The sequence below is a fragment of the Paenibacillus sp. FSL H7-0331 genome, assembly GCF_001956045.1.
In genome coordinates, this window is sequence record NZ_MRTH01000013.1 from 22,544 (window position 1) to 34,979 (window position 12,436).

Below are 12,436 nucleotides of genomic sequence, written 5' to 3' on the forward strand. Positions count from 1 at the left end.
AGGCCTACGAAGTTATTTTTTGCGAAAAAACTAAGGAGGAAGACACATGCAAAAGGGAAAAAAGGGATATGTAGGGGCGGGCTGTGCGGTTGCTTTATTAGGAGGTCTGCTAGCAGGCTGCGGGGAAACTGCGAAGCCGGCCGAGGTAGCCAAACCAGCGGAAACGGCAAAGCCAGCCGAAGCGGCCAAACCGGCGGATAGCGGCCAGAATGCCAAGCCTCTCGTTTTATCATGGATGAGATATGAGCATCCGTCTCAGGCATTGGTATCCGATTCACAAGCCGTTCAGGAAATTTTGAAAAAGAAAAATGTGAAGCTGGAATTACAGAGTACACCTCAAAGCAACTATGATGATAAAAAGAAAACCTTGATCGCCACGAACAGTATTCCGGACGTTATTATGGTGAAGCAGGATGATCTGTCCAACTTTGCAGATTCAGGTATTTTTCTGGATTTGACGCCTTATCTGGAGAAGATGCCGAATTTCAAAAAAATTCTTCAAGAGCACCCGGAAATTAACAAAAACAAATTTGACGGCAAGCTGTTTGGTTTTCCATTGGTGCAAAAGTGGGCGGTTCAGGCAGGTCAGGTACCTATGATCCGTGTTGATTTATTGACCAAGCTTAATTTGAAGGCGCCTACAACCTACGAGGAGCTTTATACGGTATTAAAGAAATTTAAAGAAGCCTATCCCGACACGTTCCCTTTCACAAGCCGCGCCGCGAATGGTCTGACAGGAACAGAAAATCTGCTCAATCCGATTTCCTTTGGGTTTGGCAGCGGTTACACGAATATTAATGGCACGAAGGTATACTACGATCCGAAGCTGAAGCAATACAAATTTGGCCCGGCGATGCCTGAGTTTAAAGATGCTGTAACGTTCCTTCATAAGCTGTATAAGGAAAAGCTGCTGGACCCTGACTACGCAACAGCCACATCACAAATTTGGCAGGAGAAGCTAAGCTCAGGCAAGTCCTTGTTCTTCCAGGACAATAATGGATTTGCAACGAATTTCAACCTCGCTCTGCAAAAGAAGGAGCCTGAAGCCAAGTTTGATCTGCTACCTACGATGGAGAGCGATAAGGGAGTTAAACGAAATGCCGTGTACCAATTAGACCATCTGGGTGAATCCTATGCAATCAGTGCCAAAATCAAAAACCCGGATCAAGTGATCCAATTTATCGATTGGATGTACAGCGATGAAGGCATGAAGCTGACGAGCTGGGGCGTAGAGAACACCGACTACACCTTCGCGAATAACACGTACAAAATTTCCGATGCTACCCTGAATAAGTTTAAAGATAAGCCGGATCCTTACCGTGCTATGGCATCTGCGCTTGGTCTAGGTTATTTGGGCTTGGGTCTGTATGCGGATGACAATCCGAGTATTGCGTCACAGCCTAAGGAATTCCTCGAATGGGGAGATAAGAATCTGAAGGCTTTAACCGATGGCCTTGCCTTCAGACAGTCGTTCGATCCTCCGTTTAACAAAGATGAGCGCGAGAAATTAAAACAATTGAGAACACAATTGGATGCCTTTATGACCCAAAATATGGATAAATATATTATGACCGATGGGGCTTTGAACGATTGGGATAACTTTATCAAGCAGTGTAAGGATAAAGGGGCCAGCGATATCGAAAAAATTTATAATGATGCTCTAGCCAGAGTGAAATAAGGAGCAGATCTAGAGGGAGCCAAGTCTCAGGTTACGGGCCTTGGTTCCTTCTACTTTCTAAATAAAGGAGTGGATTGTTATATCAACTGTGATCGATCACCAGAAGCTGCCGCCCCAGCACGTCGTTGTCCGCAAAAATAGATGGACAGGGACCCTCAAGAAGCTGAATAAAAGCAAGTTTCTCTATACGATGTTTGCGCTCCCGTTCGTCTATTTTCTGATTTTTCATTATGCGCCGATGGTTGGCAATTTGATGGCCTTCCAGGAATACTCGATTATGAAGGGTTTCTTCGCGAGTCCGTGGGCGGGCACGAAGTATTTTCAGCAGTTTTTGACAGATCCTTATTTTTGGAAGGTTGTACGCAACACGTTAATGATCAATGTCTACTCGTTGATTTTTTATTTCCCGGCACCCATCATATTCGCGATCTTGATGAACGAGCTCCGAGTTCAGCTATTTAAAAGAGTGATTCAAACTGTCACGTATGTGCCGCATTTTTTATCTACGGTAGTCGTAGCGGGCATGCTGGTTAACTTCTTGTCAACAACCGGATTGATCAATCAGATTACTCACATGTTCGGTATGGAGGCCAAGACCTTCATGTCGCTGCCGGAATGGTTCCGGACGATTTTTATCAGCTCGGAAATATGGCAGGGCATGGGCTGGAATTCGATTATTTATTTGGCTGCTCTTGCTTCCATTGATTCGCAGCTCTATGAAGCGGCAACGATTGATGGTGCTAATCGGTGGCATAAAATTCGGCATATCACGCTTCCGGGCATCTCTACTGTGGCCACGATTTTATTCTTGCTAACGATCGGTCACATGTTATCCGTAGGCTTTGAGAAAATTATTTTGTTATATAGCGGTCCTACTTATGAAACAGCCGACGTGATCCAATCCTTCGTTTACCGAAGAGGACTCATAGACGCAGACTTTAGCTTTGCAGCGGCTGTAGGGATTTTTCAATCGGTTCTATCGTTGGTACTTATTGTATCGGCTAACAGCATTTCAAAAAGAGTGAATGGAACCCGTTTATTTTAAACCATTTGAGCCCGTTCGGGTATTTAGATCAGGAGGTGCAGCCGATGAGCTTGAAGAAGTTTAGCCTTTTTGATGTAGTGAATGTGATGATCATGCTAATGGTCATTGTTGTCACGGTGTATCCCCTTTATTATATGGGAATTGTATCCATAAGCTCGGGTTTGTCAGTGCAAAGAGGGGACGTCTTCCTGTATCCGATTGAGGTTACGTTGAAGGCTTACAGTGTCGTCTTGGACGATCCTTCGATACTACGCGCATATGGCAACACCTTGTTATACACGTGCCTGGGTGTGTGCGTGAATTTGATCATGACGACACTTTGTGCCTATCCCTTGTCGAGAAACCATTTGTATGGCAAAGCGCTGCTGTCCTTCTTTGTCGTGTTCACGATGTTTTTTGATGGTGGATTAATTCCGAGATATATGGTTGTCCATTCGCTTGGGATGGTCAATTCGATCTGGGCTATCTTGATTCCTACGGCGATCAATGTGTTTAACATGATACTGATGAGAACCTTTTTTGCAGAAATTCCTGATGCGCTTCATGAATCGGCTACTGTAGATGGGGCCAGTGAATGGCGAATCTTGCTGCAGGTTGTGCTGCCGCTGTCGATGCCGGTGATGGCTACGATGTTCATTTTTTATGCGGTGGCGCACTGGAACAGCTTTTTCCCCGCTTTAATTTACTTGAATGAGAAGCAGCTGTACCCGCTGCAAATTATAGTGCGGAACATCGTTATTCAAGGTGATATGTCCTCGCAAACGACAGAGATGGGAGCAGGAGAAAACAGCTCCGTTATGGCCCAGAATGTGAAGTATGCGGTCGTGTTCATTGCGATTTTGCCGATTCTGGTTGTGTACCCCTTTGTGCAAAAATATTTTATTCAAGGGGCTATGCTGGGAGCAGTTAAAGGATAAACTCAATAGACAATGCAGCTAACGCGTGCCGATACGCAATCGACGCGTTATTTGCGTTTAGCTTGAAATAGGACCCCATGACTTGTGTTGATGACCTATTCCTGGATTCTGGTAGCGAATATTCATGCAACTTGTCGCAATCTGTTGGTAAATTTGCACTATTTCTCCATAGAAAAGAGGAAAGAAGTTACTTGCTAGCGAATAAACTAGTGTAAGGCACTAATGAACGATAATTAGGAAGGCAAGAGGGGTGGTGTATAAAATGGAATTATGGTCGATCTGGCTCATCATTGGCGGGATACTGCTGGTTGTGGAGATGCTGACATTCACATTTTACTTACTTTGGCTTGGACTAGGCGCGGTTGTGGCTGCTGCTGTGGCTTGGATAGCTCCTGATGCATTTGTGCTGCAAATATTGGCAGGTTGTCTGACAGCTCTAGTTCTCACCTTTTTTACGAAACCGCTCACACGCCGCTTTCGTACATCCAGAGGATTTAAGGACGTTATTGACGAGATGATTGGCAAGCAGGGGATTGTGCTGGAGACTATCGAACCAGGCAAGCATGGGATTGTGAAGGTAGGCAATGAAACCTGGAGTGCTTCTTCAAATGAACAGCTGTTAAAGGATGAAATTGTCATTGTTGTCGAGCGGGGTAATACAATAATAGAAGTACAAAAATGGGGAGGTATTTCATAAATGGCTGCTACTGTTGCTATTATTATTTTGATTCTTGTCATTGTTTTTGTTGCATTAACGGTTAAAATCGTACCGCAGCAGCGTGTTGCCGTTGTGGAGAGACTTGGGAAATATAACCGACTGTTGACGCCAGGACTGAATATTTTGATCCCGATTGTCGATCAGGTACGTGTACATCACGATTTACGTGTGCAGCAGGCGAATGTTCCACCGCAAACGGTGATCACGAAGGATAATGTTCAGGTGAAGATCGATACGATCATCTTTTATCAGGTGGTCGGTCCTGAGCAGGCTACGTATGGAATTTCGGATTATGTGTATGGGGTTCGTAATATTAGTACAGCGACCATGAGACAAATTATTGGTAAGCTGGAGCTGGATGAAACCTTATCCGGACGTGAGAAAATATCCAGCGAAATTCGGATCGCACTTGATGAAGCAACGGAAAAATGGGGCGTGCGTATCGAGCGTGTCGAAGTTATCGATATTCAACCGCCGCTCGATATTCAAGAGTCGATGGACAAACAGATGAAGGCAGAACGTAGTAAACGTGCGATTGTTCTGGAAGCGGAGGCTGCCAAGCAGGATATGATTCTACGGGCAGAAGGCGACAAGCAGGGGAAAATCCTCAAGGCTGAAGGGGATAAGGAAGCTAGAATTCGTCAAGCCGAGGGATTACGCCAAGCTCAGGAGCTCGAGGCATTAGGACAGGCAAAGGCGATCCAGGCGATTGCCGAAGCGGAGAAAAATCGGATTGAGCTGCTGCGTTCAGCAGGACTTGACGAGAACGTGCTAGCGTACCGTTCTTTAGAGACGTTGAGCGAGATTTCCAAGGGACCTGCCAACAAAATATTCATTCCTACCAAAGCTATTGAAACGCTTGGAAGTATCGGGGCGATTGGGGAAATTTTTAGAGCCAAAGAGTAACTGGATTCACAGCACAAGATGAAGCATAATTAGGTAGAATCAAGCAAAAAAAGGGCTGTATCTTAACGAGATGCGGCTCTTTTTTGTTGAAATCTTTGTATCATAAACTATCAGGTTGAATCGTATTCAAAATTTCGCTGGAGGTAGTTTATATGGCAAATCCTAAGGATTTAAAGCTTGGTGCAAGTGAGGTGTGTTGTCTATGAGAGTCGGGTCTGCAAGAGCTGCTGCGACTGATTGGGTCCTGCAGCACGCCAGTCGGGAGGATGGGTTTCAAGGTGCGTATTTCAGTGGTTCGACGATCGGATTGTCAGATGACTCAGAGCTGCCGGCGGCCTCCGACATAGACGTTGTGATCGTCACCGCACAGGATGAGCCTCCTCTTAAGCTGGGGAAGTTCATCTACCGCGGCACGCTATTAGAGGCTACTTATTTGTCCTGGAAGCAATTCGCCTCGGTCGAGGAGGTTCTGACGTCCTATCACCTGGCAGGCAGCTTTCGTGTGGATACGATCATTGCCGACCCTACCGGACATTTGCGTAGCTTGCAATCAGAGGTATCTCGCCATTTTGCTGATCGGGTATGGGTGCGCCGTCGATGTGATAACGTTCGGCAAAGGATCGAGAATGGGCTGCGGACCATCGACATCACGGCCCCACTGCATGATCTGGTGACGTCCTGGTTATTTCCGACAGGCGTGACCACGCACGTCCTGCTGGTGGCTGCCCTTCGTAATCCCACTGTGCGGCTGCGCTATCTTGCCGCGCGCAAAGTGCTTATGGATTATGGCCATGATGGCCTATACTTGGAGCTGCTGAATTTGCTCGGCTGCGCTCACCTGACACCTGAACGTGTTGAGCATCATCTCACTGAGCTAGAACAAACCTTCGACGCCGCTGCGGCCGTGGCCCAAACACCGTTCTTCTTCAGCACCGACATCACCACCACGACGCGATCAGTCGCAATTGACGGAAGCCGTGAGCTGATACAGGCCGGTAATCATCGTGAAGCGGTCTTCTGGATCGTCGCAACCTTTGCCCGCTGCCACAAGATTCTGGCCGCAGACGCCCCGCCGGAACTGTTGGATGCACACCGTCCAGCCTTTAATGCGATCATCAACGACCTCGGCATCACTTCTACGGATACGCTCCTCCGCCGTGCCGAGGATGTGATCGAGTTCTTGCCCCGACTCTGGGACACCACAGAGGCAATTCTGTTAGCGAACCCGGACATCGCGGCGGAACAATAGTGACCTAACATTAATCAAGTCTTTTTCCCAAAATGACCAAATCTCTTTCGATGCCATCCAAATTAGCAATCCGCGGCATATACCCCCATTGTTCAAACTGGAATTTGCGGAGAAGCGCCAGACTCGCCTCGTTATGTGCGAATACAAAACCGACTAAAGTATGTAGGTGGAGTCTGGGAGCCTCCTCGATGGCTTTTGCGATTAACAGGCCTCCGAGCCCCTTCGACCTGTAAGACTCCGCGATGTAGACACTGATCTCTGCTGTTGCGTTATAGGCAGGTCTGCCGTAAAACGACTGATAGCTCAACCACGCGACTATTTGATCCTCATGCTTCACCACCCATAAAGGTCTGAAATCGGGAGAATGCTCCTCAAACCATGGAAGTCTGCTTTCCACAGTCACTGGCTCCAAATCTGCGGTTACCTGTCGACCGGCTATGGTTGAGTTATAAATTTCAATAATGGTATCCAAATCCTCAAGCATTGCGTCCACGATCTGGTATTCATTGTGCATGTGTAGGCCTCCATTTGTCCAAACAGATAATGATCATTCGGCGGATTCTTGCCGTTCAACTCAGGAATCAGCTGTCAGGCGCTGACAAAACTGCTCCAGGTAATACTGGTCCGTTTCCGTGAATCGGGCTTCTACAGGACTGTCGATGTCGAGCACACCTATAAGGTTGTTTTGGCGGAACAAGGGGATGACGAGCTCTGACCTTGAAGCAGCATCACACGCAATATGGCCCGGAAACAGATGGACATCATCCACACGCTGCGTGTGTTTGTGTGCAACAGCGGTTCCGCATACTCCCTTACCGTAGGCAATGCGGGTGCAGGCAGGCAAGCCCTGAAACGGTCCGAGAACAAGTGTGTTAGCGTCATTCAGCAAATAGAAGCCGACCCAGTTAATGGTTTCCAGAAATTGCCCGAGAAGAGCGGAGGCGTTAGCGAGATTGGCGATAAGGTCCGGCTCGTCTTCAATTAAAGCATCCAATTGGCGCAGCAGCAGGGTATACCGTTCCTCCGGACTCCCTTCGTAATGCTTGGGTTGAAACATGAAATCGACCTCCTAAAAGATTTGCTAATTATTGTTATGTTATGAACTGCCGTACTTCTTTTTCCAATTTGCCATCCATTCCTTAAAAGTCATACCGGTGACTTCCTCCAGAGTTTTGCCGTCTATCGAGTAAGGCGCACCCGCCCGCATCATGGCTCCATTATCATCAGGGAATGAAGTGCCGCCAATCACCTTACCTTCGCAGAGTATGATCGAAACTTTTGTGTTCGAGTGGTATATCTTTTCCAATGGATGGTTGGCGACTGTGAACCCGTATACGGTTATAGCTTTTCCAAAATACGGATCGGGCTCGACCTTTTGTACCCCCCATGCTTGTTGATAGGGCGTCGACTCCATAGGCCCGAATATTTTACTTTTTTCTAACGTATAAGTATCGATTTGACCGTTACTTTTCATAATGGTATAACCTTGTGCCTTGACGTAGGCTGCGGCTGTTTGTTCATCAACGGTGATCTCTTTGTTGCATCCGATCACTATTAGCGTCAAGAGCCCAACGAGCAGTACGAGCATAGAAAGTCTCCACATTCTCTCATCTCACCCCAGGTTCACGATTTCTGACTCTGCACAGGTTGTGATTATTTCTCGCCGTCCTCATCCTTGCGCCCATCCTGGTCTGTATCACCGCTGCGGCTAATGGACTTCTTGAGCTCCGGCCCTTCCAGATTTGTGGCGGCTTGCTTGGATGGAGCAGCTTCGTTGAAGGCATACAAGGTTTGAATCGATTGCAAATCCTTATTCGAAACCGTCGTGGCGATGATTTCACGTTCACCGAGATACCGCCGGATTTTGCCTACAAGGTGGTCCAGTAAATCGTCCGCTTTATGCATACTGGTCACAAAACGAGGTCCTGCCAGATTGCCCGAACCGGAGCTTGCCTGTGTGCTTGTGACCAATCGGGTGACCAACAGCCAGGGACTGAAGGAGGTGCGGACGACTGTGTTCTCGCTTCGCGTCGAATCAGTGATCGCCATGCCTACGGACAGCTTGGATTCGGTATAGGTGCCTTCACCCTGGAAATGAATCAGGTAGCTTGTAAAATGCATTTCCGCCCAGTAGAGGTGGGTAAGAGTCTGAGCCGCGCTGCCGAATATCCACAGTAAAAGCGGAAAATAGATCCCGTCAAACAAGCGGCTCCAGACCAGACCATCGATATACTGACGATTGAGAAAGAATAACAATACGGCAGACAGCACAACCAGTACATGTCCAGCTATCGCTATGTAGAGCCGCAGCTGTTGAAACAAGGGTGGATAAGCAATCTCCTCATAAACAGGCTGAGTTTCCTGAATGGTGTCGCCGACGAAGCTGCCTTTATCCATACTGCCTTCCATATTCAGGTTCGGGCTGAGCTCACGGTAAACCCGATTCGGAAATTCCTTATACCGCAGATTGGCAAGCTCCATATCTAACGATCTGAAAAAATCCTTGGGGTGTACATTTTCCTGCCAATGCTCGCGGAACTCCGATATTTCGGTCATTGGCTCATACAGCTCGGAGCGGAATTTGGCCAAGACGATGCTCGCTGCTGCAAGGAGCGGTATGATCAGATAAAGCGCAATCAGATGCAGAACTGGATGAAAAGGCGCATCCGGAAATTCAATACCTTGTCGAATGGCCAGCTCTCCTGCGGCGGGAACGAGAATACTAAGGACAATCACCCATACGATACTGCCCTTACTTCCTAATAAACGAAAGCTGTTCGTATGCTTGGCGGAGAGCTTGTTGAACAGCCACAGCAGTAATAAACCAACGGACAGCCCAATTCCCAGCCAGCTGCTGAAGGATGATTGGGACAATTGGGTCAGACCCAGTGAACCCGACAGCAGCGCCAGCCAGTAAAAGAGTAAGGCGATCAAGGAATAACCCGTATTTTGAATAAGGACATGCATGAAATTGCGCATGGAGTAGGGCAAAAAGATCATTTTCGGAAATATACTGTAGATCATTCGATCCAGCAGTGTGGAAGGCTCTCGAAACGTAATATTTTTCCTTCCGGTTAGCATTTGATCCAGCTCTTCAGGCTGGTAAACCAGATTAGCTTCAAAGACATGTTTTTCACTTCGTGCCACATTGCGGCTAATGCTGGACGGAATACCCCGGCCGACATAGAAGCGAAAAATCTGCATCAAACCCTTGGTTACATAAGCGACGCCGCCAGCAAGCAAAATCAGGCAAATAACCAGATTCAGCCATCCTGCAGCCTGACCGGTTTCTACCATTTGATTGCGCAAAGCAAAAAGCGACAGTACGCCTAACAGGAGGATTATCGTACCGCTTGCGAGATAAAGAAGGCCTTCCCGTTTAAACGGATTTTTAATTTGCGGATCGTTAGAGCCATACTGAAATGTCATAGGTTTTCCTCGCTTTTCCACATTGTACCTGATTAGGAATCACTCACAATATACCGTTTATACCCTTGCGTTGTCTACCCGAATCAGCATTTTTGCTCATGGTAAGCACAACCACTTAACGCTGTATTCACGGCATGGTACAATAGTCTAAAGGACAGGTGAGACCGATGAGCGACAAAAAAGCGAAGATGAAAATATCAGAGCTAAAAAGCAAGCTGAATCAGCTGTCAAAGCAGGAAATGATGAAGCTTTTGGTGGAAAGCTATAAGAGAAGTGAAGAGGTTCAGGAGTATTTGGGCTCCAAGCTGAAGGAAGGTCCGGTCATTCTGACGATTTTCCCTAATGAGGATCATAAAGAAAGCACAAGCGTCGTACAACTGAACGTGTGGAAAGAATGGATGGAAATTCCAGCTAATATCCGTGAGGCCATCGTCGAAAATGTCTGGTGCGGAAAGTGCGCCAAAGCTGTTCTCATTCGTGATTATACAATATATAGTGAACGATCCGGTCTGGTTCTTAAAGGGGCCTGCGCGGAATGCGGGGGACAGGTTGCGCGGGTTGTGGATTAACAAAAAAACGCCCTGGGATCTGGGCGTTTGAGCTTTACTCGATGTATGGATTGCTGCGGATGGGTAAAGCTCCTGAGGTTGACAAGGGACTGAGTGGATAAAAGGTCAGGCCCTGGCATTTGGTACAGGTATTGCTGTAGCAATCGGCCATTTCTTCCATCTTCTCGCTGCACGTATCACAACATTTGGCGGGTAACGATTCATAAAACTCGGTTGTACGCATTAACATGCGATTCACTCCCTTTGTTCATGATACTTCTACTATAACACGAATGAAAGATTAAATGTAAGCGCTTCAAAAACTATTTTCCAATTTGTCGAATAAGCGTAACGAATGATATACTATCGCTGATGAATACACGCTGAAGTTGTCGAAAGCCCCCTATATTCCTACAGCTGTGTTAGAGGAGAGCCTGATGAAACTGATCATTTTTATCATCCTGATGCTGATGTACCCGTTATTTTTGCGGTTGATTCATATTTCTGATTTGCGAGTCATTCCTCTGGTTGCCCCTTACGCATTGGGCGTGTTATCGCTCGTTGTTATGATTTCGGGAATCATTGAATTTATCGCTAAAAAAATACGGGACAAGCAGTAGGCACAGGCTGCATTATTACTATTGCACTATAAAAGTTAAGAGCGACCAAAACTATAGACCTATATTTGGCGAATATGGTATTATTATGTCAAAGTGTATAGTTAAGGGGGATTCGTTTGAATAACTGTAGTCAGTGTGGAAACGAAGTGCTCGAAGATAGTTTGTTTTGCAATAAATGTGGATCAAGAATGGGTACGAATAAAGAAGTAATTGTCGTCCCAAAGAATACTAAAAAATGGTACATGTATGCGGGTATCGGCTTACTTGTTGTCATTATTGCAGGAACTACGTTCATTTTAGTGAATAATCCAGTTTCAAAATTCAAAAGGGCAGTGGAAGACAATAAGTATATAGAAGCAAGCATTGTATTTAATCAAAAGATAAAAGGCAATCTTGAAGATGAAAAGAAAATTGAAGGTTTCATTAAGGATGAATTGAATAAAACGACTCAAAATTTCAAAAGCAATAGTGTCGACTACCAGAAAGCAACTACATCTATAGAAACCATTAAGAAGTTAGACTTGCTTAAACCTGAAGTGGAGACAACTACAAGTATTATTAATAAACTGAACGATTCAAGAACTTCATTTAAAAAAGGGCAAGAGTTTATAGGGAGTAAAAATTTAAAAGAGGGTATTAGTGAGTTTAAAAAGGTGATTACTGATGATGAAAATTATGGGAAAGCACAAGAGCTAATTTCTCAATATACTACCGAATATAAAACCGTAGCATTAAAAGATGCAGAACAATTATCAAGCAGCACCAATTATGATAAGGCGCTCAGTGTTTTAAATGATGCACTTGCAATTTTACCCAATGATTCGGATATTTCTGCAAAAAAGGCTAGCTATGGAAAACTGAACGATGAAAAGAAAGCAATTGAGCGAAAAAAGAAGATGGAAGAAACAAAAGCTAGTCAAGAGGTTGTTGCTGAAAAAGGCAGTATTGTTGTCCAAGATTCAAGATTTAAATCATTATATCCAGACATGATTCAGATCATTATACGAAATAATACGGAGAAAACCGTAAAAAATTTGATTGTATCCAGTTTAGCTTTTGACTCCAATGGTTTACCTATTAAGATTAAAACACAATTTAGTTTTTCAGATGCATCCTTCGAATTTGTGGGCAGTGCTCCTAATGTTAATATTATACCCAAAGCAACTTTTGGTGAGAAAAGCGGATGGAATCTGGATGAATCTCATGGTATAAAAACCGTGCTTACTTGCGTAAAAGAGGTTGAATATTATGACGGTTCCAAGTGGACTAATCCTTATTACGAATACTGGTTAGCAGAATACAAAGAAAAACCATTACATGATTGAA

14 protein-coding genes and 1 pseudogene are annotated in these 12,436 nt (G+C 45.6%); 10 read left to right on the top strand and 5 right to left on the bottom strand.

Features of this window, described 5'->3' with window-relative positions; all coding sequences use genetic code 11:
• Positions 1-46 precede the first annotated feature (46 nt).
• From BK127_RS19870 to BK127_RS19895, 6 genes are all read left to right on the top strand, one after another.
• Entirely contained in the window at positions 47-1,678 is a 1,632-nt protein-coding gene (locus tag BK127_RS19870; RefSeq protein WP_076233260.1) for an extracellular solute-binding protein, read from the top strand.
• An 88-nt stretch (positions 1,679-1,766) separates the two neighbouring features.
• On the top strand, positions 1,767-2,723 hold the full coding sequence (locus tag BK127_RS19875; RefSeq protein ID WP_076233261.1) for an ABC transporter permease: 957 nt from the start codon (positions 1,767-1,769) through the stop codon (positions 2,721-2,723).
• 44 nt (positions 2,724-2,767) lie between these two features.
• Positions 2,768-3,640 (top strand): carbohydrate ABC transporter permease, encoded by an 873-nt coding sequence (locus BK127_RS19880; RefSeq protein ID WP_076233262.1) that lies wholly within the window; start codon positions 2,768-2,770, stop codon positions 3,638-3,640.
• Between the two features lie 262 nt (positions 3,641-3,902).
• Positions 3,903-4,337, top strand: a complete 435-nt coding sequence (locus BK127_RS19885; protein WP_076233263.1) for an NfeD family protein — start codon at positions 3,903-3,905, stop codon at positions 4,335-4,337.
• Positions 4,338-5,264, top strand: coding sequence for an SPFH domain-containing protein (locus BK127_RS19890; RefSeq protein ID WP_076233264.1), 927 nt, complete (start codon positions 4,338-4,340; stop codon positions 5,262-5,264).
• Between the two features lie 202 nt (positions 5,265-5,466).
• Entirely contained in the window at positions 5,467-6,513 is a 1,047-nt protein-coding gene (locus tag BK127_RS19895) for a hypothetical protein (protein ID WP_076233265.1), read from the top strand.
• Positions 6,514-6,523: 10 nt separating this feature from the next.
• Here the strand turns inward: BK127_RS19895 and BK127_RS19900 are convergent, their stop codons facing one another.
• Genes BK127_RS19900 through BK127_RS19915 form a run of 4 tightly spaced genes read right to left on the bottom strand, consistent with a single transcriptional unit; the run spans position 6,524 to position 9,942 of the window.
• Positions 6,524-7,027 carry a GNAT family N-acetyltransferase gene (locus BK127_RS19900; protein ID WP_076233266.1) on the bottom strand — a complete coding sequence of 168 codons (504 nt, stop codon included), beginning with the start codon at positions 7,025-7,027 and terminating at the stop codon, positions 6,524-6,526.
• A 60-nt stretch (positions 7,028-7,087) separates the two neighbouring features.
• Positions 7,088-7,570 (bottom strand): GAF domain-containing protein, encoded by a 483-nt coding sequence (locus tag BK127_RS19905; RefSeq protein ID WP_076233267.1) that lies wholly within the window; start codon positions 7,568-7,570, stop codon positions 7,088-7,090.
• A 39-nt stretch (positions 7,571-7,609) separates the two neighbouring features.
• Complete coding sequence (locus BK127_RS19910; RefSeq protein ID WP_076233268.1) at positions 7,610-8,116, bottom strand: hypothetical protein; 507 nt, start codon at positions 8,114-8,116, stop codon at positions 7,610-7,612.
• A 50-nt stretch (positions 8,117-8,166) separates the two neighbouring features.
• Positions 8,167-9,942, bottom strand: coding sequence for a hypothetical protein (locus tag BK127_RS19915; RefSeq protein ID WP_076233269.1), 1,776 nt, complete (start codon positions 9,940-9,942; stop codon positions 8,167-8,169).
• 167 nt (positions 9,943-10,109) lie between these two features.
• Between BK127_RS19915 and BK127_RS19920 the strand changes: the two genes are divergently transcribed.
• Positions 10,110-10,511, top strand: coding sequence for a hypothetical protein (locus BK127_RS19920; protein WP_076233270.1), 402 nt, complete (start codon positions 10,110-10,112; stop codon positions 10,509-10,511).
• 34 nt (positions 10,512-10,545) lie between these two features.
• On the opposite strand, the gene yhfH is transcribed toward BK127_RS19920, so the two are convergent.
• Positions 10,546-10,740: a protein YhfH gene (yhfH, locus tag BK127_RS19925; protein ID WP_076233271.1), complete on the bottom strand. Its 195-nt coding sequence runs from the start codon at positions 10,738-10,740 to the stop codon at positions 10,546-10,548.
• Between the two features lie 187 nt (positions 10,741-10,927).
• Between yhfH and BK127_RS19930 the strand changes: the two genes are divergently transcribed.
• From BK127_RS19930 to BK127_RS19935, 3 genes and pseudogenes are all read left to right on the top strand, one after another.
• Entirely contained in the window at positions 10,928-11,110 is a 183-nt protein-coding gene (locus tag BK127_RS19930) for a hypothetical protein (protein ID WP_076233272.1), read from the top strand.
• A gap of 116 nt (positions 11,111-11,226) precedes the next feature.
• A pseudogene (locus BK127_RS45695) lies at positions 11,227-11,295 on the top strand (zinc-ribbon domain-containing protein); the annotation flags it as partial.
• A gap of 3 nt (positions 11,296-11,298) precedes the next feature.
• On the top strand, positions 11,299-12,435 hold the full coding sequence (locus tag BK127_RS19935; RefSeq protein WP_144026508.1) for a DUF5780 domain-containing protein: 1,137 nt from the start codon (positions 11,299-11,301) through the stop codon (positions 12,433-12,435).
• Position 12,436 lies beyond the last annotated feature (1 nt).